Annotated in this window: 24 protein-coding genes and 1 pseudogene; 14 read left to right on the top strand and 11 right to left on the bottom strand. The window is 56.5% G+C overall.

Going from position 1 to position 25,094, the window contains the following annotated elements:
* Positions 1 to 66: 66 nt before the first annotated feature.
* Genes ACM6IN_RS01940 through ACM6IN_RS01915 form a run of 6 tightly spaced genes read left to right on the top strand, consistent with a single transcriptional unit; the run spans position 67 to position 6,124 of the window.
* Entirely contained in the window at positions 67 to 2,985 is a 2,919-nt protein-coding gene (locus ACM6IN_RS01940) for a monovalent cation/H+ antiporter subunit A (RefSeq protein ID WP_007910764.1), read from the top strand.
* The gene (locus tag ACM6IN_RS01935; RefSeq protein WP_007910763.1) at positions 2,985 to 3,329 is read left to right on the top strand and encodes a Na+/H+ antiporter subunit C; all 345 of its coding nucleotides are present in this window, start codon (positions 2,985 to 2,987) and stop codon (positions 3,327 to 3,329) included. The genes ACM6IN_RS01940 and ACM6IN_RS01935 overlap by 1 nt, the downstream gene beginning before the upstream one ends.
* Positions 3,326 to 5,005, top strand: coding sequence for a monovalent cation/H+ antiporter subunit D (locus ACM6IN_RS01930; protein WP_007910761.1), 1,680 nt, complete (start codon positions 3,326 to 3,328; stop codon positions 5,003 to 5,005). Before ACM6IN_RS01935 ends, ACM6IN_RS01930 begins: the two co-directional genes overlap by 4 nt.
* A complete protein-coding gene (locus ACM6IN_RS01925) occupies positions 5,002 to 5,490 on the top strand; it encodes a Na+/H+ antiporter subunit E (RefSeq protein ID WP_007910759.1) in 489 nt (162 codons plus the stop codon). The genes ACM6IN_RS01930 and ACM6IN_RS01925 overlap by 4 nt, the downstream gene beginning before the upstream one ends.
* Positions 5,487 to 5,765: a K+/H+ antiporter subunit F gene (locus ACM6IN_RS01920; RefSeq protein ID WP_007910754.1), complete on the top strand. Its 279-nt coding sequence runs from the start codon at positions 5,487 to 5,489 to the stop codon at positions 5,763 to 5,765. The genes ACM6IN_RS01925 and ACM6IN_RS01920 overlap by 4 nt, the downstream gene beginning before the upstream one ends.
* Entirely contained in the window at positions 5,762 to 6,124 is a 363-nt protein-coding gene (locus ACM6IN_RS01915) for a Na+/H+ antiporter subunit G (RefSeq protein ID WP_007910752.1), read from the top strand. The genes ACM6IN_RS01920 and ACM6IN_RS01915 overlap by 4 nt, the downstream gene beginning before the upstream one ends.
* A 96-nt stretch (positions 6,125 to 6,220) precedes the next feature.
* On the opposite strand, the gene ACM6IN_RS01910 is transcribed toward ACM6IN_RS01915, so the two are convergent.
* On the bottom strand, positions 6,221 to 6,661 hold the full coding sequence (locus ACM6IN_RS01910) for a DUF3995 domain-containing protein (protein WP_007910751.1): 441 nt from the start codon (positions 6,659 to 6,661) through the stop codon (positions 6,221 to 6,223).
* 94 nt (positions 6,662 to 6,755) lie between these two features.
* On the opposite strand from ACM6IN_RS01910, the gene ACM6IN_RS01905 reads away from it, so the two are divergent.
* Together ACM6IN_RS01905 and ACM6IN_RS01900 are read left to right on the top strand one after the other, a co-directional pair.
* Positions 6,756 to 7,145: a DUF2946 domain-containing protein gene (locus ACM6IN_RS01905; protein WP_095111513.1), complete on the top strand. Its 390-nt coding sequence runs from the start codon at positions 6,756 to 6,758 to the stop codon at positions 7,143 to 7,145.
* A gap of 93 nt (positions 7,146 to 7,238) precedes the next feature.
* Positions 7,239 to 9,371, top strand: coding sequence for a TonB-dependent receptor (locus tag ACM6IN_RS01900; protein WP_414915301.1), 2,133 nt, complete (start codon positions 7,239 to 7,241; stop codon positions 9,369 to 9,371).
* Between the two features lie 115 nt (positions 9,372 to 9,486).
* Here ACM6IN_RS01900 and ACM6IN_RS01895 read toward each other — a convergent pair whose 3' ends face one another.
* The 3 genes from ACM6IN_RS01895 to ACM6IN_RS01885 all read right to left on the bottom strand — a co-directional run bounded on the left by ACM6IN_RS01895 (position 9,487) and on the right by ACM6IN_RS01885 (position 11,295).
* Positions 9,487 to 10,503 carry an ABC transporter substrate-binding protein gene (locus tag ACM6IN_RS01895; RefSeq protein ID WP_414915300.1) on the bottom strand — a complete coding sequence of 339 codons (1,017 nt, stop codon included), beginning with the start codon at positions 10,501 to 10,503 and terminating at the stop codon, positions 9,487 to 9,489.
* A 130-nt stretch (positions 10,504 to 10,633) separates the two neighbouring features.
* Entirely contained in the window at positions 10,634 to 10,828 is a 195-nt protein-coding gene (locus tag ACM6IN_RS01890) for a hypothetical protein (protein WP_007910742.1), read from the bottom strand.
* Positions 10,825 to 11,295 carry a hypothetical protein gene (locus ACM6IN_RS01885; RefSeq protein WP_038366424.1) on the bottom strand — a complete coding sequence of 157 codons (471 nt, stop codon included), beginning with the start codon at positions 11,293 to 11,295 and terminating at the stop codon, positions 10,825 to 10,827. The genes ACM6IN_RS01890 and ACM6IN_RS01885 overlap by 4 nt, the downstream gene beginning before the upstream one ends.
* 400 nt (positions 11,296 to 11,695) lie before the next feature.
* Between ACM6IN_RS01885 and ACM6IN_RS01880 the strand changes: the two genes are divergently transcribed.
* Both ACM6IN_RS01880 and ACM6IN_RS01875 read left to right on the top strand, forming a co-directional pair.
* Entirely contained in the window at positions 11,696 to 11,947 is a 252-nt protein-coding gene (locus tag ACM6IN_RS01880) for a hypothetical protein (RefSeq protein WP_095111515.1), read from the top strand.
* 50 nt (positions 11,948 to 11,997) lie between these two features.
* Complete coding sequence (locus ACM6IN_RS01875; protein WP_123374945.1) at positions 11,998 to 12,234, top strand: DUF2789 family protein; 237 nt, start codon at positions 11,998 to 12,000, stop codon at positions 12,232 to 12,234.
* A gap of 6 nt (positions 12,235 to 12,240) precedes the next feature.
* Here ACM6IN_RS01875 and ACM6IN_RS01870 read toward each other — a convergent pair whose 3' ends face one another.
* From ACM6IN_RS01870 to ACM6IN_RS01860, 3 genes are all read right to left on the bottom strand, one after another.
* Positions 12,241 to 12,444, bottom strand: coding sequence for a hypothetical protein (locus ACM6IN_RS01870; protein WP_123374944.1), 204 nt, complete (start codon positions 12,442 to 12,444; stop codon positions 12,241 to 12,243).
* 113 nt (positions 12,445 to 12,557) lie between these two features.
* Entirely contained in the window at positions 12,558 to 13,781 is a 1,224-nt protein-coding gene (locus ACM6IN_RS01865) for a methyl-accepting chemotaxis protein (RefSeq protein WP_414915336.1), read from the bottom strand.
* A 608-nt stretch (positions 13,782 to 14,389) separates the two neighbouring features.
* The gene (locus tag ACM6IN_RS01860; RefSeq protein WP_003225981.1) at positions 14,390 to 14,794 is read right to left on the bottom strand and encodes a TraR/DksA family transcriptional regulator; all 405 of its coding nucleotides are present in this window, start codon (positions 14,792 to 14,794) and stop codon (positions 14,390 to 14,392) included.
* A 401-nt stretch (positions 14,795 to 15,195) separates the two neighbouring features.
* Between ACM6IN_RS01860 and ACM6IN_RS01855 the strand changes: the two genes are divergently transcribed.
* On the top strand, positions 15,196 to 16,104 hold the full coding sequence (locus ACM6IN_RS01855) for a MurR/RpiR family transcriptional regulator (protein WP_007910728.1): 909 nt from the start codon (positions 15,196 to 15,198) through the stop codon (positions 16,102 to 16,104).
* A 56-nt stretch (positions 16,105 to 16,160) separates the two neighbouring features.
* On the opposite strand, the gene ACM6IN_RS01850 is transcribed toward ACM6IN_RS01855, so the two are convergent.
* Entirely contained in the window at positions 16,161 to 17,387 is a 1,227-nt protein-coding gene (locus ACM6IN_RS01850; protein ID WP_095111518.1) for a hypothetical protein, read from the bottom strand.
* Between the two features lie 364 nt (positions 17,388 to 17,751).
* On the opposite strand from ACM6IN_RS01850, the gene ACM6IN_RS01845 reads away from it, so the two are divergent.
* The 3 genes from ACM6IN_RS01845 to ACM6IN_RS01835 all read left to right on the top strand — a co-directional run bounded on the left by ACM6IN_RS01845 (position 17,752) and on the right by ACM6IN_RS01835 (position 21,347).
* A complete protein-coding gene (locus tag ACM6IN_RS01845) occupies positions 17,752 to 18,357 on the top strand; it encodes a glutathione S-transferase (protein ID WP_414915299.1) in 606 nt (201 codons plus the stop codon).
* 2 nt (positions 18,358 to 18,359) lie between these two features.
* Positions 18,360 to 19,466 (top strand): DNA alkylation repair protein, encoded by a 1,107-nt coding sequence (locus tag ACM6IN_RS01840; protein ID WP_414915298.1) that lies wholly within the window; start codon positions 18,360 to 18,362, stop codon positions 19,464 to 19,466.
* A 396-nt stretch (positions 19,467 to 19,862) separates the two neighbouring features.
* On the top strand, positions 19,863 to 21,347 hold the full coding sequence (locus ACM6IN_RS01835) for a hypothetical protein (RefSeq protein ID WP_414915297.1): 1,485 nt from the start codon (positions 19,863 to 19,865) through the stop codon (positions 21,345 to 21,347).
* A 130-nt stretch (positions 21,348 to 21,477) separates the two neighbouring features.
* Here ACM6IN_RS01835 and ACM6IN_RS01830 read toward each other — a convergent pair whose 3' ends face one another.
* The 3 genes and pseudogenes from ACM6IN_RS01830 to ACM6IN_RS01820 form a co-directional block, all read right to left on the bottom strand.
* A complete protein-coding gene (locus ACM6IN_RS01830) occupies positions 21,478 to 23,172 on the bottom strand; it encodes a hypothetical protein (RefSeq protein WP_414915296.1) in 1,695 nt (564 codons plus the stop codon).
* A 16-nt stretch (positions 23,173 to 23,188) separates the two neighbouring features.
* A complete protein-coding gene (locus ACM6IN_RS01825; protein ID WP_414915295.1) occupies positions 23,189 to 24,160 on the bottom strand; it encodes a DUF4238 domain-containing protein in 972 nt (323 codons plus the stop codon).
* Between the two features lie 271 nt (positions 24,161 to 24,431).
* Positions 24,432 to 25,084: pseudogene (locus ACM6IN_RS01820) on the bottom strand (DUF2931 family protein).
* Between the last annotated feature and the right edge of the window lie 10 nt (positions 25,085 to 25,094).

Raw genomic sequence — 25,094 nt, 5'->3', positions numbered from 1 at the left:
CTGGCGTTTGGTGATCAGGGAGCTGGCACGTATGATGCTTCACAAACTTCCGCAGATTAGAAGCCTATGTCCCTGATAGTTCTACTGCTTCTGCCATTCATTGGCAGCTGTCTGGCAGCGGTGCTGCCACACAACGCGCGTAATACCGAATCCCTGTTGGCAGGTCTGGTCGCTTTGATCGGCACCGTCCAGGTCGCGATGTTGTACCCGCAAATTGCCCACGGCGGCGTGATCCGCGAAGAATTCATGTGGTTGCCCAGCCTCGGTCTGAACTTCGTTCTGCGCATGGATGGCTTCGCCTGGCTGTTCTCGATGCTGGTGCTGGGCATCGGCACCCTCGTCTCTTTATATGCCCGTTATTACATGTCGCCGGACGATCCGGTGCCGCGTTTCTTCGCGTTTTTTCTGGCGTTCATGGGCGCCATGCTTGGCCTGGTGATCTCCGGCAACCTGATTCAGATCGTGTTCTTCTGGGAGCTGACCAGCCTCTTCTCGTTCCTGTTGATCGGCTATTGGCACCACCGCGCCGACGCCCGTCGCGGCGCTTATATGGCGTTGATGGTCACCGGTGCCGGCGGACTATGCCTGTTGGCGGGGGTCATGATTCTCGGCCATGTCGTCGGCAGCTATGACCTCGACAAGGTCTTGGCCGCCGGCGACATGATTCGTGCACACGCCCTCTACCCGATTCTCCTTCCTCTGATTCTTATCGGCGCACTCAGCAAAAGCGCCCAGTTCCCTTTCCATTTCTGGCTACCGCACGCGATGGCGGCGCCGACACCGGTTTCGGCTTATCTGCACTCGGCCACCATGGTCAAGGCCGGGGTTTTTCTGCTCGCACGCCTGTGGCCGTCGCTGTCCGGCAGCGAAGAATGGTTCTACATCGTCAGCGGGGCTGGCGCCTGTACGCTGTTGCTCGGTGCGTATTGCGCGATGTTCCAGAACGATCTCAAAGGTCTGCTCGCTTACTCGACCATCAGCCACCTCGGCCTGATCACATTGTTGCTGGGCCTGAACAGTCCACTGGCTGCCGTGGCGGCGGTATTCCACATCCTCAACCATGCGACATTCAAAGCCTCGCTGTTCATGGCCGCCGGCATCATCGACCACGAAAGCGGCACCCGTGACATCCGCAAACTCAGCGGCCTGATCAAACTGATTCCCTTTACCGCGACGCTGGCCATGGTTGCCAGCGCCTCGATGGCAGGTGTGCCATTGCTTAACGGCTTCCTGTCGAAAGAAATGTTCTTCGCTGAAACCGTGTTCATCAACGCCACGGCGTGGGTCGAAGCGGCACTGCCGATTGTCGCGACCATTGCCGGTACGTTCAGCGTTGCCTACTCGCTGCGCTTTACCGTCGATGTGTTCTTCGGTCCACCGGCTACCGACCTGCCGCACACTCCGCACGAGCCGCCGCGCTGGATGCGTGCGCCGGTGGAATTGCTGGTATTCACCTGCTTGCTGGTGGGGATTTTCCCGGCGCAGATCGTCGGTCCATTGCTAGCGGCAGCGGCATTGCCCGTCGTCGGCGGCGAACTGCCGGAATACAGCCTGGCGATCTGGCACGGCCTGAACGCACCGATGATCATGAGCCTCATCGCCATGTCCGGCGGCATCATTGTCTATCTGTTGCTGCGCAATCAGCTCAAGCGCGGACGCTTCAAATACCCGCCGTTGGTTGGCCGCTTCAACGGCAAGCGCCTGTTCGAACGCAGCCTCGTGGTGATGATGCGCCTGGCCCGACGTCTGGAGCGGCGACTCGGCACCAAGCGTCTGCAGATGCAATTGTTCCTGATGGTATTGGCGGCGGTGCTCGCCGGCCTGATCCCGATGTTGCACAGCAGCCTGAGCTGGGGCGACCGGCCAAAGATTCCCGGCTCCATCGTCTTTGTCACCCTGTGGCTGCTGGCGATTGCCTGTGCCCTCGGCGCCGCGTGGCAGGCCAAGTATCACCGTCTCGCTGCTTTGACCATGGTCAGCGTCTGCGGCTTGATGACCTGCGTCACCTTCGTCTGGTTCTCCGCACCGGATCTGGCGCTGACGCAACTGGCAGTCGAAGTGGTCACCACCGTGCTGATCCTGCTCGGTCTGCGCTGGTTGCCACGCCGTATCGAAGAAGTCTCGCCACTGCCAAGCAGCCTGCGCAAGGCACGCATTCGTCGTCTGCGCGACTTGCTGCTGTCGATTGCCGTCGGCGGCGGCATGGCGCTGCTGTCCTACGCCATGCTGACGCGGCAGACGCCGAACGATATCTCTTCGTTCTACCTCAGCCGCGCCATGCCTGAGGGCGGCGGCAGCAACGTGGTCAACGTGATGCTGGTGGACTTCCGCGGCTTCGACACCCTCGGCGAAATCACCGTGCTGGTCGCCGTGGCGCTGACCGTATTCGCCCTGCTACGGCGTTTCCGCCCACCGAAAGAAAGCCTGCAACTGCCTGCCCAGCAACGCTTGCTGGCGCCGGACGTGGTCACCGATCTGGTCAACCCGCGCTCGGCGAGCGACACCGCGCTCGGCTTCATGATGGTGCCGGCCGTGCTGGTGCGCCTGTTGCTGCCGATTGCGCTGGTGGTGTCGTTCTACCTGTTCATGCGCGGGCACAACCAACCGGGTGGCGGCTTTGTCGCCGGTCTGGTGATGTCGGTGGCGTTCATCCTGCAATACATGGTCGCCGGTACACAGTGGGTCGAGGCGCAAATGAGCCTGCGGCCACTGCGCTGGATGGGCACCGGGTTGCTGTTTGCCACCGCTACCGGCCTCGGGGCGATGGTCGTCGGTTATCCGTTCCTGACCACGCACACCTGGCATTTCAGCTTGCCGGTGCTGGGTGACATCCATATCGCCAGCGCATTGTTCTTCGATATCGGCGTGTACGGCGTGGTGGTTGGTTCGACGCTGTTGATCCTCACCGCCCTCGCCCACCAATCGGTGCGGGGCCACAAGACCGCATCGCTGCCCAAGTCCGTCGCCAGCAAAGGAGCCGTCTGATGGAAGAAGTCATCGCAATCGCCATCGGCGTGCTCGCCGCGTCCGGCGTCTGGCTGATCCTGCGGCCACGGACGTTCCAGGTGGTCATGGGCCTGTGCCTGCTGTCGTATGGCGTCAATCTGTTCATCTTCAGTATGGGCAGCCTGTTCATCGGCAAGGAGCCGGTGATCAAGGACGGCGTCACCCAGGATTTGCTGCACTACACCGACCCGCTGCCACAGGCCCTGGTACTCACCGCGATCGTCATCAGCTTTGCCATGACCGCGCTGTTCCTCGTCGTGCTGCTCGCCTCGCGCGGCCTGACCGGCACCGACCATGTCGACGGCCGGGAGCCTAAAGAATGATGGCAATGACTCACCTGATCGCAGCACCGATTCTGTTGCCGCTGCTGACCGCCGCCATCATGCTGATGCTCGGCGAGCGGCACCGACCGCTGAAGGCGAAAATCAACCTGTTCTCCAGCGTCGTCGGTCTGTTCATTTCGGTGCTGTTGCTGCAGTGGACGCAAACCACTGGCGTACCCGGTTCCATCGGCGTGTACCTGCCGGGCAACTGGCAGGCGCCATTCGGCATCGTGCTGGTGGTCGATCGGCTGTCGGCGCTGATGCTGGTGCTGACCGGGATCATCGGCGTCAGCGCCCTGCTCTTCGCCATGGCACGTTGGGATGGCGCCGGTTCGAGCTTCCACGCGTTGTTCCAGATTCAATTGATGGGCCTGTACGGCGCGTTCCTGACGGCGGATCTGTTCAACCTGTTCGTGTTCTTCGAAGTGCTGCTGGCCGCGTCTTATGGCTTGCTGTTGCATGGATCGGGTCGGGCGCGGGTCTCGTCGGGGCTGCATTACATCTCGATCAATCTGCTGGCCTCTTCGCTGTTTTTGATTGGCGCGGCACTTATCTACGGCGTCACGGGCACGTTGAACATGGCCGATCTGGCGCTGAAGATTCCGCTGGTGCCGGAAGCTGACCGTGGCTTGCTGCACGCTGGCGCGGGGATTCTCGCCGTCGCGTTCCTGGCCAAGGCCGGTATGTGGCCGCTGAACTTCTGGCTGGTGCCGGCCTACTCCTCGGCCAGTGCGCCGGTCGCGGCGATGTTCGCGATCATGACCAAGGTTGGCGTCTACACCCTGCTGCGCCTGTGGACCCTTCTGTTTTCCGGGCAGGCCGGAGCCTCGGCATTCTTCGGTGGCGACTGGCTGATCTACGGCGGCATGGCGACCATGGCCTGCGCGGCGCTGGCGATTCTCGCCGCGCAACGCCTGGAGCGCATGGCCAGCCTGAGCATTCTGGTGTCGGCCGGTATCCTGTTGTCCGCCGTAGGCTTCGCCCAACCGAACCTGATCGGCGCAGCGCTGTTCTATCTGGTCAGCTCAACGCTGGCATTGAGCGCGCTGTTCCTGCTGGCCGAGCTGATCGAACGTTCTCGTTCCGCCAACGAGATCCCGCTAGAGGATGAAAGCGAACTGCTGCCGCGCCCGCAGGAATCCCTACAACCGCCCAAAGGCATCAACCTCGATGACGAGCAGAAAGCCGTGGTCGGTCAGGTCATCCCGTGGACCATGGCGTTTCTCGGCCTGAGCTTTATTGCTTGTGCGCTGCTGATCATCGGTATGCCGCCGCTGTCTGGCTTCATCGGCAAACTCAGCCTGATCGGCGCATTGCTCAATCCGCTGGGCCTGGGCACCGCTGCGCCGATTTCCATCGCTGCATGGGCGTTGCTGGCGCTGCTGATCCTCACCGGCCTCGCGTCGTTGATGGCGTTCTCGCGCCTCGGCATCCAGCGCTTCTGGACGCCGGAGGAGCGCCCTTCGCCGCTGCTGCGCAAACTCGAATGTGCGCCGATCTTCCTGTTGCTGGGGCTGAGTATCGTCCTGACCTTCAAGGCTGAACCGCTGCTGCGCTACACCCAAGCCACCGCCGAGGCGCTGAACAACCCGCAGCAATACGTCATGGCGGTGCTCGGCACCCGCGCTGTTCCGAGTCCGGAAGCCAAATCGGCGATGCTGGAGGTGCAGCCATGAAGCGCGTGTTTCCTGCACCGTTGTTGTCGTTGGCATTGTGCGTTCTGTGGCTGACCCTGAACCTGTCGATCAGCCCGGGCAATCTGCTGCTCGGCGCGATGCTGGGTTTTGCTGCACCGTTGATGATGCGCAAACTGCGTCCGAAACAGGTACGCATTCGCCGCCCCGGGACAATCCTGCGCCTGTTCTTCCTCGTCGGTCGTGACGTGGTGGTGTCCAACCTCATCGTCGCGTGGGGCGTGCTCAACGCCGGTCGTCGCCCGCTGCGCTCGGGCTTTGTCAAAGTGCCGCTCGACCTGCGCGATGCCCATGGCCTCGCGACCCTGGCAATGATCTGCACGGTGGTGCCCGGCACGGTGTGGTCGGAGCTGGCGCTGGACCGCAGCATTCTGTTGCTGCACGTCTGGGATCTGGATGATGAAGCGCAATTCATCGAGCACTTCAAGACCACCTACGAGCGGCCGTTGATGGAGATTTTCGAATGAGCCCATTACTGTCGAACGCCATCCTGCTGACGCTGTTCCTGTTCTCGCTGGCCATGGTGCTGACGCTGGTGCGTTTGTTCAAAGGCCCGTCGGCACAGGATCGAGTCCTGGCGCTGGATTACCTGTACATCGTCGCGATGTTGATGATGCTGACCCTGGGTATTCGTTATTCCAGTGACACTTACTTCGAAGCGGCGCTGCTGATTGCGCTGTTCGGCTTCGTCGGCTCGTTTGCCCTGGCGAAGTTCCTGCTGCGTGGCGAGGTGATCGAATGAATGCTGAATTGTCGCTATGGATCGAGATTCCGGTGGCGATCCTGCTGGTGCTCAGCGGTCTGTTCGCGCTGATTGGTGCAATCGGGTTATTGCGCATGAAGGATTACTTCCAGCGCATGCACCCGCCGGCACTGGCCTCAACGCTGGGGGCGTGGTGTGTGGCGTTGGCGTCGATCATCTGCTTCTCGGCGCTGAAATCCGGGCCGGTGATACATGCCTGGCTGATTCCGATTTTGCTGGCGATCACTGTGCCGGTGACGACCTTGCTGCTGGCGCGGGCGGCGTTGTTCCGCAAGCGCATGGCCGGGGATGATGTGCCGGCCGAGGTGAGCAGCCGCCGCACCGAGAGCGGTAGCTGAACCGTTACAAGATCGCAGCCTTCGGCAGCTCCTACATTGGAATGCGCTCCCCCCTGTAGGAGTTGCCGAAGGCTGCGATCTTTTGATCTTGCTTTTCTAGACCCAAGCCACCGCCAACAACCCCGCCCCCAACACCGCACACAACGGCGAATACACCCAGGTATCCAGCCGCGCAAACCGCGAATCCTTCACTTCCTTGAAAAAACCGACCAGGTTCGAATCACCAATCGCCCGGGCAAACATCAACAGCGCAATCGCGCTGATCACCCATTGCAACGCCTTGTGCGTCACCGCCGGCATGCCCCAGCCCACCCGCATACACACCAACGCCGCAATCACCAACAATGCCGCCGCCACAATCAACGTGAGCCAGCCAGACGGCTTGAACGCCGGCCGCACCGTTGCGACAAATCCGCGCACCGGCACCTGCGGCACCACCACCGCAGCCGCCCACTGCCCGCCCAGCGCCCAATACACGTGCATCAAGGCGATCACCGCAAACGTTGTCACCAGCCATTGAGCCAACACAAAGGTCATGGTTGAAATCCTTGGAAAGGGATTTGAACAAATCATCCTAGTCGGATTTTTTTCAAGTGCACGACCGATCAGCGGTACGGTAAAGTGCCGCCCCATGAAATTCTCCCGTTCCGATCGCTCACTGCTGGCCTGGATGCTCTATTGCTGCGTCCTGTTCAACGTGTTCGCCTGCAGCATCGGTCACGGACAAATGGTCGGCATGCAGCTCAACGGTATCGGCGGCCAGTTCTGTACAGTCGACCCGGCCACTCAAGCGCCGCTCGCCAGCAACCCCACCGAAGAACAACTGCCCACCCTGTCCAAGGCATTTGGCTGTCCGCTGTGCTCGGTCGGCGGTGGCATGGGCCCAGCATTCAACTCCAGCCTCACGCTGGCGATCCTGCCCGAACACCACAGTCCGCCGCTGGCGCCCATCGTCAGCGCCGACCTCCCTGCCCGCTTCACCTGGCCTTCAGCCAACCCTCGCGCCCCACCGCTCGCCTGAGTGTCTCTGCCTTTTTGATTTGTCAGCCCACTGCGCCAACGCGCGGCGTTCGCCTGTGCGCTGACTCCTAGATAAGCATTCAGGATTCAAATGATGAAACAACTCACTTTGCTGGCGAGCCTATGCGGCTGCCTGTCCGTTAACGTCTGGGCGCAATCCACCGTGGATCTGGCGCCAATCACCATCGATGGCGAGTCCGGCAGGGAACCGGGCCTGAGCCTCGACCAATCCAGCGGCATGGCCTCGCGCCTCGGCTTGAGCGTGCGCGACACACCCGCCTCGGTGGCCATCGCCAAGCGCAACGACATCGAGCGCCATGGCGCGCAGAACTTCCAGGACGCCGCCAACACCTTGCCCGGGGTCAACGCCAGTGCGCCGCCGGGATTTGGCGGTTTCGTTTCCTATCGCGGCTTCACCAGCAGCCAGATCACCCAGATGTTCAACGGCATCAACGTTTCCGGCGGCCTCGCGCGGCCTGTCGATTCGTGGATCTATGATCGTGTGGAACTGGTCGGCGGCCCGTCATCGCTGATCAACGGCGCGGGCTCCGTTGGCGGCTCGCTGAACTACGTAACCAAACTGGCCACCCGCGATGAACAAGCAGTTGAAGGCCGGATCAGCTACGGCACTTACGACACCACCGAAACGGCGTTCGGCCTCAACCATGCCCTGACCGACCCAAGCGCCGACGTCCAGCATTACGCGCGACTCGACGTCAGCCACAACACCAGCAACGGCTACATCGACCGCCAGGAGCGCGATGCCTGGAGCGTGGCGTTCTCACTGCTCAGCGATCTCACGCCCGACCTGTCGCACACGTTGGCGCTGGAATATCAGGACGAACACGAAGACAGTCCGTACTGGGGCACGCCCGTACTCAATCCCAAGGCCGGCGAGTTGAAAATCGATAAACACAATCGCTTCAACAACTACAACGTCGAGGACGGTCGCTACGAGCAGCGGACAATTTGGGTGCGCTCGATCATCGACTACCGGATCAACGACAGCACCACCCTGCGCAACACGCTGTATCACCTCGACAGCCAGCGCGATTACCGCAACCTCGAAACCTACCAGTACAACGCCGACAACACGGCGGTGAACCGTTCGACTGCCTATCAGGTACGCCATCAGGGCGAGCAGAACGGCAACCAGTTCGAACTGCGCCACGACAACACGCTTTTCGGTCTCGACACGACGTGGTCGGGGGGCTTCGAATACAAGGTCAACCAGACCACTAACTCGCCACTGAACGTCAAAGGCGCGAGCACGGTCGATCCGAACAACTATCGTCCGGGGCACTTCTACGACATCCCGGGCACCAACCCCAAACTGATCAGCGACAAGACCAACGAGGTCACCACCAAGGCGCTGTTCGTGGAAAACCGGCTGGCGTTGACCGACAAGCTGTCGCTGCTCACCGGTCTGCGTTATGACGACATTGATCTCGACGTGACCAACCATCGCACCGTGACCGCTGCCAATCCCAAGCACCTCAAGCACAGTTGGGAGCCGGTCACAGGCCGCGCCGGCCTGACCTACCAATTCATTCCATCGGCCAACGTCTACGTGCAATACAGCACCGCCGCCGAGCAGCCGAACGGTACGCAGGACTTCGACGTTTCGACCGGCAAACAGTGGGAGATTGGCAGCAAATTCGATTATCTGAATGGGCGTGGCTCGGCGACGATTGCCGCCTACACCATTGAGCGAAAGGACTTCGCGGTGACCGATCCGCTGGACCCGACCACCAGCATTCCGGTCGGCCAGCAAACGTCAAAAGGCATCGAAATCGCCAGTTCGCTGCGGATCACCGACAAGTTATTGGCCGAAGGTAACTTCGCATGGGTCGATGCGCAGTACGATGATTTCACCGAAAAGAATGCCGCCGGGGTGGTGGTGTCGCGCAAGGGCAACACGCCGACCAACGTGCCGGATCGGGTCGGCAATCTGTGGCTGACGTATGACTTTTCACCGCAATGGCAAGGTGGGGTTGATGCGCGGTATGTGGCGTCGGTGTACGCGGACACCGCCAACACGATGACGGTGCCGTCGTACACCCTGTTTGGCAGCTTCCTCAGCTACAAGGTGGATTCGCACACCACCGTGACCGGTCGCGTGCGTAACCTGACCAATGAGGTGTATGCCGAATTTGCGCATGTTTCGCCGGCGTATTACCTGGGGACACCGCGCACCTTCGAACTGGCCGTGCAGACGAAGTTTTAAAAGCATCGCGGGCAAGCCCGCTCCCACAGTGTTTGGTGTCGTACATAAAATTTGCATTCGACGACAATACCTGTGGGAGCGGGCTTGCCCGCGATGAGGCCGGGCGCTACAGCCTCTATTTCAGATCAGCCGAAACCTTCTCCGCCACATCCTTCGGCAACCAGGCCTGCCACACATCCGGGTGGGCCTTCATGAACGCCACCGCCGCATCACGCGGCGCCGTGTGCTTCTCGCTCATCTCGGCCAATGCCTTGTTCAACGGTTCGATCGGAAAATCCACCTTGCTGAAGAACTCGGCAATCTGCGGATACTGCTTCTGAAACGGCGTAGACACACCGATCGATAGCTTCGAGGCCAGTGACCGAGTGGGTTTCGGATTGGGATTATCAGCATCAGTCAGCGTCTTCCACGCTTCGGCGTCAAACGGCGGCTCTTCAAGTTGCACCAGTTTGAATTTGCCTAGCAGCGGCGTCGGTGACCAGTAGTAAAACAGCACCGGTTTGCCGCGACGAATCGAAGAGCTGATCTCGGCATCCAGCGCCGCGCCCGAACCACTGCGGAAATTGGTGTAATCGTCCTGCAACCCATAAGCCGTCAACTTCTGCTTGTTGACCACTTCCGAGGTCCAGCCGATCGGGCTGTTGAGGAAGCGCCCCTTGCCCGGGGTTTCCGGATCCTTGAACACGTCCTTGTACTTTTTCAGATCACTGACACTGCGCAGCTCCGGTGCCAGCGGCTTGATGCCTTTGGCCGGATCGCCTTTGATCACGTACTCCGGCACCCACCAGCCCTCGGTAGCGCCCTTGACGGTATCGCCCAGGCTGACGACTTTGCCTTCGGCCTCGGCCTTGACCCACACTGGACTGCGCCCGGCCCACTCCTCGCCAATGACCTGGATGTCATTGTTGGCCAGTGCGGTTTCCAGCGTGATGGTGGTGCCAGGCAAGGTGTCGGTCGGCAAACCATAGCCCTTCTCGACGATGATCCGCAGGACATCGGTAATCAGGCTGCCACTTTCCCAGTTCAGGTCGGCAAAATGGATCGGCGCCTGGGCGGCCATCACCGATGGCGCTGATGTCAGCAAACCGAACGTGGCCACGCTGGCGGCCAATAACCGTCGAAATCCGTTCATGCATTGCACCTCGTGCTGTTCACAGCAATGGCAGGATGGCCTGACAGAAGACCGCAAGCCTCTGAATACTCAGTCAACTGACTGTAGCCGAGGTTCCTGCTTTTTCCGGGTCATGCTGCGGACGAGGTTATCAATCAGACTTTTCCTGCAAGCGTTGCAGCTCGCGTCTGACCATGCTGGCGTATTCCGCAGGGCGCAACTGGTAGATCTGCGCAGCCAGCCAATTCAGCCAGGCGCCTTGCAGCTCAGCCTTGGCGGCGAACAAACGCTGGGCTTCCTCGCGTGCAGTGTCGAGGTTCTGCGAATGGAAATCCGCGCGGCTCACTCGCTGGCCTTGAACGTCACCAGTTCGCCCTTGCGCCACTTGGCGGCTTTGGCGGTCACGGCTTTCAGCGTTTTAGTCAGGCCTTCCTGCAATTGCTGATGAGCGGCGAACACGGTCACCACGCTGTGGCCTTCCTTGAACAGGATCGCGTGCCCGTCAGCGGTCTCGACGAAAGCGTAATCGCCCAGTCCATAGACCGTGAGTTTGATTTCGCGAAAACGGATATCCATCTTGCCGCCTTCACGGCTGGGCAAGACCGATGCACTGAAATGATCGCCGACCTTGAGCTTGAGCCCCGGCTTGTCATCAACCACCAAGGCGCTTTCGGTGTCGATCTCGGCCACGTAAATGCCTTCGGCGTTCTGCTCGGTGATGTAAACAAAACGCGACTGGAACAACTTGACCAGCTTTGCACGCAAATCACCCAACACGAACAAAGCATGCATATCGAGATTACTGACTGCCAAAGAAACATCCCCACATCTGAAAAAACCGCACACGGAAAACGCGCACGGCAAAAAAACGGCCAGGCCGATGTCACTGCCAAATAAATCAATAAAGCCCGAATCGAGCAGAGTGCTCATTCAACACGAGGCTGGTAAGACTACCGGATTGTCACTCGCGAAACTCATCCCGAAGTCGCCAAAGCTTGAAGGAAAAATCCTCACCGTTGGCAAGAGCAGTCTGACTACGAACTTTAGGGAAAATTCTCACGAAAAAAAGCACTTTTCCGACATATCGCTGGCGAAAAATTGCTTTAGATAAGCCCTGTCGCCAACGGGTACTGGCGATTCTAGAGCAGCGATGCTCATTCCGACTACCCGCAACGGCCTGTAAATATCGGCCAACTGATGAAAAGGACTTCATATGTGCACTCGGACTCACTTTGCCATGACCACAGACGCCCGGATCGAATCACCGCTGATCCTGCGTGCCACTGATATGAGCGACCATTGCCCACGTTTTCAAGTCGTACCGGCCGGCAACGCCTTCTTCCACATAAAGGAAACATCGACCGGCCGTGTAAGAGGTTTCCGTGAAGATCACAACGAAGCCTGCGCCCTCGCCCGCTCACTGGAATCAAAGATCGAACTCCTGGCGAGTGGCTGCCTCAGATAAAGAGAGCGACCGATTGTGCCGCCCCGGCGCAAATCAAAAAGGAGAACACGATGGATCTTGAAGGTTATAACTTGAAAACTCTGTTCGATCAGTTGGGTCTTCCTTCAGAAGGACCGGAGATCGACGATTTCATCGAAGCGCATTCTCTCGATGCTGACACCAAACTAGTCGATGCCCCTTTTTGGTCGGACTCTCAAAAGCAAACGCTGCAAGAGTGGATCGGCAAAGACGATGACAGGGCAATCGTCTTCGACGAACTGAACGTACGCCTTCACGACGGCAAGTAAACGCACTCAGTGCAGGCTGTCACCACACTCGGCTTGCAACTGCGCGAGCCATGCAGCCTTGCACTCCTCGGCCTCGTCGCGACTGGCAAACGCGGTGCCGCGACGCTCGCCATTGAGCAATACCACCCAGCAAATGCTGCGCCCCATTGCGCGCAGTCCGGCCGGTACGCCACTGCCGATCATCACCGCGACATCAACTCTGCACTGCATGCAGCCCTCCCGAAATCATTAGCAACCTAACTAAGTCGTCAGATTAATGGTTTCCTTCGAGCGGAAACAGCAAGCTCCGTGCACAGATTCATTGCATCAGAAGTAACAATCGCTCAACGCGGTTTTTCCGGCTTATAGCCCAGACGCAATCCACCCCAGTGCCGGCCCTTGATCATGATCGGCACCGACAAATCATGCATCAGCTCACCGGTGTCGCGGGTGTAAGTCTGCAACAACACCGGTTGTTGATGGCTGCCGCAGCGAATACCGGTGCGGTCAGCAAACTTGCGTTTGGTGCGATTGTTCACTGCGTCGACCTGCGCATCGCCGGTTAACGGCTGACTGAACATCTGATTGTGCGTCGGCACATAACCCTGTTGCGTACAGGCAATGGCGAATACCAACCCCTCGTGACGCGGCAACAATGGCTCCTGAATCGCCGGCAGCACCTGATCGGTGTAGCGGTCGAAACGGGTTTGAAATTTCGCCGGTTGTGTATTCGGGATCGGCTGATACTGACGATCAAACAGGTCCTCAAGGCTGATCCGGCCCTGCTCGACATCCGCCTCGAAACGCGCAGCAATCTGGCTCGCGCCCTCGCGGGCCAGATCGTAGATGCGCTGGTGATAGTCATCCAGCCCGACTTCGGCAAGACGCTCACTGATGGTTTCCGCCTGCCCTTCCATTTGCACTGCGGCTTCAGCGAGGCGGCGAGTCTGTTGATCGCTGATCGCCAGATCGCTACGCATCTGTTCGATGGCCTTGAACAGGCTGTCGAGTTGCTCACGATTGGTTTCCGCGCCCTGAGCAATTTCACCGACCTGACTTTCCACACCGGCTGCCAGTCGCGCGATGTTCTCCAGATGCTGACCGGTGTGCTCGACCTGCTCGACACCGGTCTGCAGATCACTCGACAGCTGGCGAATCTGCTCCACCACCTGCGCCGTGCGTTGTTGAATGTCAGCGACCATCTCACCCACTTCACCGGTGGCCGACGCCGTGCGCGCCGCCAATCCACGAACCTCATCCGCCACCACGGCAAACCCGCGACCATGCTCACCGGCTCGCGCCGCTTCGATCGCCGCGTTCAATGCGAGCAGATTGGTTTGACTGGCGATCGACTGAATCACCAGCGTCACGCGCTGAATATCATCGCTGCGCAGACTCAAGGCTTCGATCAGTTCACGGCTGGCATTGGCGCGCTGACTGAGTTGATGCATGCGCGAGATCGAATCCACCAGCTCCGTGCGCCCCGCTGCGCTGCTGTGATGCGCCTGACTGGCCGCCTCAAGCGCGGCACGGCTGAGTTGTGAAGTGGCGTGTTCGGTCGCGATCATCACCTCGGCATTGCTGACAATCTGCGCCGCCGCATCGAGTTGCGATTCGAGTTTGCTCGCCAGTTCCTTGACCGAGAATGCCACGCCAGCCGCCGACAAAGCGTTATGACTGGTGGTGTAGGAAAGGTCGCGGGTCAGTTCGGACATTGCGCTGCCAGTGTCGGCAGGCTGGACCTCGGGGATGGCGCGAGAACGCAGGCGCGGCAGCCAGACGATCAGCACCGCCAGCGGCATGCCAATGTACAGCGACCATCCACCCAGCGTCATGCCGGCCAGCAACAGCATCAGGGCGATGCTTTGCAGGGTCGGTGCGATCCAGCGGTTTTTCGGCAAAAGCACTGGTGCAGGCAAAGCCCCAACCAGAGATCCGTCTCTCGTCATATCAACACCCCACGCTTGTTCTCGTTATTGTGACTGCATTAAACGCCACTACAACGCCATTATCCATGGTCCGTTAGTCGTGGGGTCTGTGGCAGGTCAATGGAACGGCGCGGGCTTATTGCAGACGAGCAAAAACAAAGATCGCAGCCTTCAGCAACGCCCATGTAGGAGCTGCCGAAGGCTGCGATCTTTTCAAGGTGCCCTGTTGAAAGGGTCACCCCACAGAATCAGGCCTGACGCTGGTGCTTGTCGATCTGCTCGTGACGCTCTTGAGCTTCGATGCAGTACTTGGTGGTCGGGCTGATCAGCAGACGCTTCAGGCCAATGGCCTCGCCGCTGTCATCGCACCAGCCAAAACTGTCTTCCTTGATGCGCTCAAGGGCTTGTTCCAGTTGCGGCAGCATGCGCTGGTCGCGATCGATCGCGTTTACCAGCCAAGTGCGCTCTTCTTCAACCGAAGCCGCGTCCGCCGGGTCAGCCGGGGTGTCCAGGCTTTCGATGGCGATACGATTTTGCTCAATGCGCTCGTGGGTTTCGACTTTCATGTTCTGCAGCAGCTCAGTGAAGAAAGCGTGCTGCTCTGCATTCATGTAGTCATCTGCCGGCATGGCCAGCAACTTGTCCTTTGTCATTGATATCTCTATAAAAAAACGTGCATTAAGGCGAATTAGGGAGCGTTTCGGCGAACCGCGAGCGGTCGGCGAAAAGGCATCGTTTATTGCAAATGCCACCCGGCACTCAATTTACGAGGGGCGGCAGTCTAAGGCCCGAATGAGGCCTCAGCAACTGTAAATACAGGGAATTTGTCCGACAACGTCCGGAAAGTGCTCTGACACAGCGTTCACACGGCCATCGGAGTGCGTTTATAGCAAGAAATTCAGTCGAGCGGCTGTATATAGAAGACAAACGGCTAACCACACAGCGCCCAGACGCAATTTTTTACCACGCACTGCATCGTTTCAGCAAAGCAGAACCGCAAAAGCCCCCCTACTATCAGGCCCACCGTGTGATCAAACAGTCTGAAGGATGACCTATGCCCCGCCCCGATCTGCCGGCCACCGACGAGGTTTCACTCGCCAGCCCCCCGATCAATGCCGAGCGCCTGCTGCAACTGATCACCGACGAATACGACGCCCTGCCGCGTCAACTTAAACGCATCGCCAGCTACATCAGCCAGCAGAGCGACCGGATCATGGTCGACCGCATCAGCGACATCGCCCGCGAGTGCGAAGTCCACCCGTCCGCCATCGTGCGCTTCTCGCAACGCTTCGGTTTCAGCGGCTTCAGCGAAATGCAGGCACTGTTCCGCAGCGCCTACACGCACAAAGCCTCACCGGTGCAAAACTACCAGCAACGCATCCGCAGCATGATCGCCAACCAGTCGCAGCAAGCCAGCGCCGGCGACCTCGCCCGCGAATGCATCGACGCCACCCGCTCCGGCATCGAACGCCTGGGCCGTGAACTCGACGACGCCGCGTTCGAAAAAGCCGTCGACCTGATCGTCAACGCCGACAACATTTATGTCGTCGGCGTGCGCCGCTCCTTTGCCGTCGCCGACTACCTCGTTTACAACTTGCAACACACTCAGAAGCGCATTCACCTGGTTTCGGGGCTAGGCGGTAGCTATCGCGAGCAAATGCGCAGCGTGCGTGCGAACGATCTGGTCATCGCCATCAGCTTCGTGCCCTACGCCAAGGAAACCCAGCACTGCCTGCGCTTCGCCCGACAACAGCAGGCCAACACCCTGATCCTCACCGACAGCCACCTCTCGCCGCTGGCGAAACTCGCCGACAGCGTATTGCTGATAAACGAAGGCAGCGCCCTCGCCTTTCGTTCGCTGAGCGCGACGTTGTGTTTGTGTCAGGCGTTGTTTGTGGCGGTGGCGTATCGGCTGGAACTGAATGTTGATGAGATCCACGAACAGGCGGGGTTTGACGACTGACAACCCAATACAGCGACGACCTGCCCGAGCAGATCGACGCTGTGATTTGCTGCCACCTACTCGAGATTGACCTTGATGATCTGTTTCAACGGAAAGGTATCAATATTCGACGCTTCGACGACTTTGCGATCCTTGATCAACGTGTCGATATCAATGTTGATGCCCGAATAACCGATAGCCACCGGTGTATCGAAAACTTGACGCAACGTCAGACTCGTCGCGGAGGACTTCACCACTGAACCGGTCACACCCGGCATCGCAGGCGTTACGGACTCCACGCGTTTACGGATATCAGCGTTGACCTGTGCCAGTTCCGCCTCTTTCTGTTTAACAAGCGCCTGATTGGTCGCCGGCACGACGGCCGCTGGCTTGTCGGCAGCCGCCTTGGTATCGCCTGCCTTGGCCACTGCGGACTTCCCGTCTGCCGCGCCATCCCCCTTGGCAGTTGGCTTTAGCGCGCGAAGCTGGTTCTCAATAGCCGTTTTGCGCTCATCCAGATCTGTCAGTGCCCGTGTAACCGCAGCCAACTGCGCACCGTTGCTTTCGGTCGAGGAAACCACCACATCCAACGAGCGCGCCAGATAGACCTGGGTTACCAGTACAAGCACAGACGTCGTGTCATTCTTGTCGTTGACCTTCGCATCGTTTTTCAGCGAAACCACCGCATTTGTCAGCTTGTTGCGTTGAGCGTCGGTGTATTTGCTTAAATATTTGTCGGCCGCAAGATGGGCATCGCTATACAGCACCCCATATGTTTCCGCCAATGGCACCGAGTACGCCACCGAATATCCCGACTTGCGCGCGCCCCCAAAAAATGCGCCGATCGCGCTATTGCTGACCCCTAGCCCGATATCACTCTCAGCCAGTGAGGCAAAGGTGAAACCGGGAAAGGCCACCAGTGCATTCATTTTCACGTTGGTGTTCGGTACAAAAAGGTCCGGAACACTGGTCGCCGTCACAAGTCCGGATTTGTCCACCGGAGTTTTCTGCGCGGTGATGTAAGGCGCGGCCTTCTTCAGTTCCTCATCCAGCCTCATCCGATCAAACCAGACCGAACTCATGTAGTAATCAGCGGTTTTCATTTTGTTACCGGCCTTCGCGGCTCTTACCACATAAAAATCGCCTACTTCAAAGTTGCCACGCGGCGGAAATATCGGTTTGAAGTTCAACTGCTCCGTATTCGCCGACCACTGCTGCACGACCGCCCCGCGCTCCGGGCGGCTACTGCAAGCGACCAACCCAATACACAACGCACAAATCGTCAAACGATGAAAATTGTTCATGACATGCCCCTCGGACCCTTTTATGTGACCGACGGCGCGCACTCTTACTGCGCGCACGGCAGTGCCTCATCGCTCTAGGGTTGATGGACTGCAAGGGAGTAATACAAACGAGTACTGAATCAGAGGGCCTGAGCTCGCTTAACTTTTCCATCCCTGGACGGTGCTGGCACTTTGACTATAGATCCGCCAAAACACCTCGCAAGGTCAATGAAAGCCTTTATTTTCGGATGTTTCAGCGATGTAACAGTTTCTGTTTCACGGCTATTACAGAAGGCCAAAACTTTTTTCCCGGTAGTCAACCAACAGCTTTTCCCGCTACATTCGATCCCCATCGTCAGGTCGTGATTTGCCAAAGGAGTTGCACATGAAACTGATCGGAATGCTCGACTCACCCTACGTGCGCCGCGTAGCCATCTCCGCCAAACGCCTTGGCATCGACCTCGAACACGAGTCGGTCTCGGTGTTCCGCCACTTCGAGCAATTCCAGCAGATCAACCCGGTGGTCAAAGCCCCCACGCTGCTCCTCGACGACGGCGTGGTCCTGATGGACTCGACCCTCATCCTCGACTACCTCGAATCCAGTTCCGGCAAAAGCCTGCTACCGACCGACCTGAAACAACGCGCCCACGCCCTGCGCCTGATCGGCCTCAGCCTCGCCGCCTGCGAAAAAGCCGTGCAGCTCTACTACGAACGCAACCTGCGCCCGGCCGACATCCAATACCAGCCGTGGGTCGAACGCGTCGAAGGCCAACTCGCCGCCGCCTTCACCGCCCTCGAGCAAGAACTGGAAAAAACCGGCCTGCCCACCGACGGCACCCTCACCCAGGCCGGCATCAGCCTCGCCGTCGCCTGGAGCTTCACCGACCTCGTCGTCCCCGACCAGATCGACACCCGCCGCTACCCCCACATCGCCCAATACACCGCCTACGCCGAAACCCTCGAAGCGTTCGTCAGCACCCCGATGACCTGACCATGAGCACCACCGACACCGCCGCCCCGGCGTTAAAGGAAATCTTCAACGCCGAGCGCTTGCAGCACATCGCCCGCGAAATGAGCGCCGTGTACCCGGCGTTCAAGGCCAAGGCGTTTCTCAAACACGCCCAGGCCGGACTCGCTGAATTATCAGTGATGCAACGCATGGCGCGTGTCAGCGAAAGCCTGCACGCCGTGTTGCCGCTGGACTACCAAGATTCCCTAGAAGTGCTTTTCGAACTCGCGCCAAGGCTGAACAGCGGATTCGTCAGCATGTGTTTGCCGCATTACGTCGCGAGCTATGGCGGGCATGCGTTCGACACCTCCATGGACGCCCTGAAGTACTTCACCACCTTCGGCTCCTCCGAATTCGCCATCCGCCACTTTCTGCGCAGCGACCTGGAGCGCTCGCTGGAACGGATGCACGACTGGACCCGAGATGAAAATCACCACGTTCGACGCCTCGCCAGCGAAGGCAGCCGCCCTCGCCTGCCTTGGTCGTTTCGGTTGGACGCGGTGCAGGCGGATCCGCAGTTAGCCGCCGGGATACTGGATCGGTTGAAAGCGGATGAGAGTTTGTACGTGCGCAAGTCCGTGGCGAATCATTTGAATGATGTGACGAAGGTGCATCCGGAGTGGGTGTTGGACACGATTGAAGGTTGGTCGTTGGAGAACAAGCACACGGCGTGGATTGCGAAGCATGCGTTGCGGAGTTTGATTAAGCAGGGGGATTTGCGGGCGTTAACGGTAATTGGCGCCGGGGCGAAGGCTGAGGTTGAGTTGCTGGATGTGCGGGTTGAGCCGGCGGTGGTGAGGTTGGGGGAAGCGATTACGTTGTCGTTTGTGGTGAAGTCGACGGTGGCGCATGAGCAGCGGTTGGTGATTGATTATGCGATTGACTATGTGAAGGCGAATGGCGGGGTTTCGGGGAAGGTTTTTAAGTTGAAGACGGTTGTGTTGGTGGGGTTTGAGAGTTTGGTTGTGGGGAGGCGGCAGGTGATTAAGGATTTTACGACACGGAAGCATTTTGTGGGGCGGCATGGGGTGCGGGTTATGGTTAATGGGGAGGTTTTGGGTAGTGTTGCGTTTGACATTGTTGCGGGATGAGGTCGTGTTTGGATTCGTTGACCTGGCAGTACTCGGATTGATTGGGAGTTACGGATGGGGCTGCTTTCGGCCAAAAGCGGACAGTCTGCATAATAAATATTTCCCCTTTTTTTCTTAAGCAAATCCGCCGATTTGTCGCGAATCAACCACGGTTGGCGACTGGGGGGCTAGTGAAGCTATCGCTTACCAATGAAGTGCAACGTGCCCGGCCAGTCAACGATCCTTGCTGATCTCAGTGAGAAGGCAGGAGAAAATAGACAAGGTTATGAGCGAGGCTGTCATGCCAAAACGATGGCATTGATATAGTATGTAGACATCCTACAATTTCTGATTAAAAGTTTATTGACTTAAATTAATGCAAGAGCGTGTCTTCTTTGCTCCATAAGGAAAGATAATATGTTAGCAAGTAGTAAGCAGTACAAAGAAAATATTGAGCTTGCGCCAAGTGACTGGTTGTTCTGGAAGGATGAAGACTTTAATAATTGGAGGCGACAACATGACTTCCCTAGGATTGTCGCATTCTTGTTTGATAGTTTACCTTATTTTTCCTTATGGCTGTCTGAACAGGTTGGATTGACTGAAGCAGATTTGCTGTTTCACGGCCCATCCAGATTCATAAAATCCTATGGAGAAAATGCAACTTATATCGAACACGACGTGGGAGTCTCAATTTTTAAAGAATTCCCCGCCAATGAAGTTGTCAGATATGCGTTTTTTGGGAAAAGCGATTCTGGAAAAACAGCTCGCTTTAAGATTTTGAGACAGGTTTTATTTGTAAGCTATATTGATTGGGCCTATTCTAGAATGGAATGGGCTTTTCCTAACAAGCTAAAAGACATCAGGGGTATCGCTCTGTTCTTAACGCCTTCAGGAAGAACATCAAAATCCTCAGACTATTTGAACAGCAATTCAAATATACAACTAAACATACCATTATTCATGCCAAGCTTTACCGTGGACTCATTGAAATCAATGCCTTTTGTAAAAGCTGCACCGAGGCTCGAACTGCTCAAGCTTGGTGGAGGCGGAGTAAAAATAGCAGACGGTGTAGTGGGGGAAAAAAATCTCGAATTTACAAATATTGACAACCTGACTCTTATCTCTCCAATCATCACCAGCTTTCAAATCATCGCATTTTCCACATTGAGAAACTTCAAAGTTGTTGGTTCTATTCACGCGATAACGTTTCATCAATGTTCAGTTGAAATGACCGTAAAAAATGGCGATTTATCTTCCTGTCAGTTTGAGCATGGCGATCACAAGATAGAACTGAGCAACTCAAAGCTTGACAGGTCTTCGATAAGGTCGCGGCGACTTGATCTGAAGCTGTCTGCTACCGAGCTTTTAGATTGTCGCTTAGAATATTCTGATATATTCAATTCCTCACCCAATGAAAAGAAAAACCTCCACAAGTCTGCAAAAATGATTTTTTCACATTTAGGGTATCCTGATTTGGCTGGAAAGCATTTTTTGACAGAGAAGAAATCAGACCGGAAACACAGGTGGAAAACCTTCTCAAGTCCTAAGTCTGCCACAGGAATAGGACGCAGATTATATGCGCTGATTGGTTACTTATGGATGTCTCTACAAGAATTATATTGGGGGTATGGGGAGAGACCTTTCAATATAATACTATTTTCAATAGCTATTATTTCTATAACTTCGTCACTCGGTTACTTCAAGCAAGACTCTAGCACCTATAGCGATGCGTTAAGATCGATTACATTTTCCTTCCAGTCTTATACTAATATCTCGATAGTGGAAATAAATCAGGCCAGTGAAGCACTTAATATGATCGGGGCAGCCATGTCATTTTTTGGTTTAATATCAGTAGGCCTACTGGTGGCTTCGTTGGCATCTAAATCAAAAAACTATAACTAATGGAATATAAAGAAAGAGGGCCGATCCTCTGGGCACTTTCCGCTCTTGGCCGACTCCCGCCTGTCGTGATAGACAGAAATCGGCCAGAAGCAGCCGATCAATAGCTCTCATCAAACTATGGGAAATTCGTTCATTCCCGTGTTGGATTAGCGGGTTCGAGTTTCAGTCGCACATAACTCGCCTCGCCTCGAAGCCCGTCCGCTGCATATGTCTTAACCAGTTGAAGGTTCTCAACATCATAACTGATGCCGTCTACAAGGCAAGCTTCAGCGACGCGGGGGGTATTAATGTGCAACGAGACATAATGAGCCTTCGTCCATCCAAGAATCGACTTGTGCAACGGCCGATTTTCTTTGTCGTAATCTCCGTCCCGCATTTTCAGTCCCATAACATTCAGGCAGAACCCGAGAATTTTTGCCCCTTTAAAATTCGGGAAGCTATTCATTCCGATTATTTCGTCATACAAAAGCCGGCGCAGCTTGAATTTTATCACCCGGCCTCCGGGTCCATTGAGCTCGCGGGAAATCGGGCCCCAAATCGAGTTGTGCTGGATAGACCAGCATTCCCACTGCGGCGAAACTACGGACGAAGCATGAAAGATGACCTCGAAAATCATGCTGGCTATGTCATCGTAGAGCGACTCACGTGGGTGGCCGTACTCCGCTCTCACGCGAAGACGGACATGGTTGGGTTGTCCTTTTTTATCGAGAATTTTTACCGCATCTCTAATGAAATCCATGACTACCTTGAGGCACTGAGCGGCATCGCTTTCCCAGGTATTGGCTACCGTATTAAGCTTATACAAGCCGGAAACGGCATTCTCAATGTAGTCCTTGGCGCGATACAGCGCAGTAGAGTGATTCCAGTGTGGGTTATCCACCTGGTCGCGCAGAGTGATCAAAACCAGTCTGCAGTAGGCCTGCCACTGTACGGCGGTCCATTTAAATCTTCCGACACTATCAGGATCAAGCAGCGTCCGTATGGTATCGACCATCATGTGGTTTCCGAACATTGCATGGCTTAGTGGTTTATGGTAGCCAATCAATCCTGACTCATATCCCATTGCTTCGTGATAGAGAAACGAATTTGTATTCAACAGAGCTTCTCTCACGATATTTTTAGCGAAAATTTCGACTTGGATGTCGTATTTTTTCGTCTGGCCCATTTCATTAAAGAACGCCAAGGCGGTACCCGATGACGACTCAACGATTACACGACAGAGGCGCTTGTCGGCGATAAGAAGTAGAATATCGTTCGCATAGGCCTCCACGACCGGCAAGTCCGGTTGTCCGTCGTCATTCTGTATGCGACGACTATTTCGAAGTACTCTTCGCTCCGTCGCATAGTGCACTAGCGCCTTAGCCGAGTACGTCAGTTCGTCAGCGATTACACTCAGCTCTTTTGAGTCGCCTTTAAGAATGCGGCGGTACAAAGTTTCCGCGTAGCGCTTGGCATTGCGCTTACCGAAAGTCGGCCGTCTGATAAAAGCGAACCATGTCCAAGTTAGGAACGTAAGGAGGAAGATCCCTGCGAGGAAGGCCTGCCATAAGGGTGGTGTTAGCATACCGCCTTTGGGCACTAGCCATCCTTGAGCACGCCATAAGTCGGTCAACAAGGTGAGTACACCTACGATAGCGACAACGGAAAAGGTCAAGCGTTGAAGGGGTATCGGCGCTGTTTGCACGCGGAAGTGGTAACGAACGTCGCCAATTGTCCAAGCGAGAACCATGAGAGCAAGACCGGCGAGAAACTCCGAGAAGCCGAAAAATTTAGATCCGTTCGGATCAAGCGGAATGAAACACACAGCCGCAAAGCACTTTTCCATTACCATGACTATCCTTTTACGCAACTGTCGAGCGTGGGCCGTGCCTTAGATGCGGGTGTTCGGCGAGCATTGTCTGCGCGAGGTTGAATTCGTTGGACGCAGAAAAAACATACCGCTCGCTCCATGCAATTTGTAGTGAGTTGAAATTTTCAACATTGGCAACTGAATACTGCACCGGTTTACCACTTAAAAGGGTTTCGCTCTTGGCAACGATTCCCTCAGGATCAGCCACCTCATCTGCTCCTCGTCCGTCGATCAATGATCCTGCGCTACGGTGTACAAGATCTGTCAGGGTTGGACACCACATCGCCAGGGCGCGAGTGGGTGAAAGTGGAAGGTAGATTTCAATGCCTGGGCTGGTCAGTCCAAGATTCCCACGGTGAACCCGCTCAGTCATGTTCTGACGCGTTAACGGATTATCGCTTAGAAGGAAGGGATGTTGTCTCGATGTCGCAGCTAGAGCCCAATCCTTACTTAGGAAGTGAGCTGCATAAATCGATGGCGCATTGAAGACAATCCTCGCTGTGTGCTCTTTCGAATCGCTGTCTGGAATATCGCGAAGTAACTCTTCGGCTTGCGACCCTGGAACGATTAGATCGCCTTTATGCTTGAGGTGGTCCCTCAGCAACGTCGGGAACGCGCTCCACTCTTCGCGAAAGGTCTTGGTTCTGGTGAGTTGCACTGCAAGGAACGAAGCTAAAGTGACCTTTTGCTCATCCGAAAGGTACGAAAGCGAGTCAGCATCGAGGATCGTGCTGACCACTAATTTAGTGCGACCCTCTAACTCAGAGAGCCACGGCTCGATCGATAGGGGCTGTCCTTGATACTCAAAGTCGTAGAAACGGCCCTCACTGGCAAGATTCTTTGTATTTGAAGGAAAGCTTCGACTAGTGGACTTGTCATAGGCCCAAACCTGGTCTTTCTTCCCGTTACCGAAGTTCCGCATGAGAAATTGCGGCACGTAGTGCTGAACTTTTGCGTTCTTCATCTGAGCGGTGGCCTGTGGTGTGTCAGAAGTGTTCGTGGAGAAAGATACCTCACTCAGTGAGAAAAGCGACAAGGATGACGACACGCCGTAACGACCAAGACTACAAAGCAAAATCAATGACACAGCCTATTCGACATCACCGTGTCCAGCGTCCGCTTCTGGCCGAAAGCGGACCTTCGTTGAAACCAAAACTGACGCGCTAGCTGTCAAAGATGATTACTAAAAACAATGCCACTAAAAGACAGACAGGAGAAGTGTCTCCTGCCTGCTTCTACCAACTCCCGTACGGTATGCCGAATTTGTCGATATACCACTTGGACTTTTCGCTAACGGGATACGCATAGCGCCCATGGTTCTTACCTTGACTAGGCCCTAGCGGTTCAACTTCTGCCTGTGCTCTAGCGACCTTGACGGGACGATGGCACTCGTCCCGAACAAAAACCTGTACAACGCCCCCTGGAGCCAAACCCAAATAAATAGATGCGCTATAGCTGGCCTGTTCCTCCGGTGTTTCCGGGCAGCGCTGACTGACTGATTGCACCATCAGTTGCCTCGCCTCTTCAGGCACACCCAACCAAACCTGATAGGTCTGCGGTTCAACAATGGATTGCCAGCGCACATAAATGCGTTTGGGCAAGCCAGCGCCAATCACTGGTGTCGCAGCCGCACCTAGCGCATGCCAACCGCGCGCGGGCTCTTTGCCATTTTCTGGTTCTCCACCAGCGGCCGTCCCTCCTCCTGTGCGCGTGAATAGCTTGCCGTTTATGTCTTCGACGGCACTGTCCTCAACCCAAACCTTCATGTAATAAGGTTCGGTGAACGCAAGCTCCCACGATTCGGACTTCGGGTTTTCCCGGATAGAGGAGAGGCAGACTGGCAACCGCTCAGGAACAACACACATACCGCCACGATGCATTGCTTCATTGGTTTATCG

Origin of the sequence: Pseudomonas sp. IT-P395, assembly GCF_949767675.1 — a bacterium.
Taxonomy (GTDB): domain Bacteria; phylum Pseudomonadota; class Gammaproteobacteria; order Pseudomonadales; family Pseudomonadaceae; genus Aquipseudomonas.
Note: the sequence above shows the minus strand (reverse complement) of the source record. Positions and strands in the feature narration are given on the sequence as shown.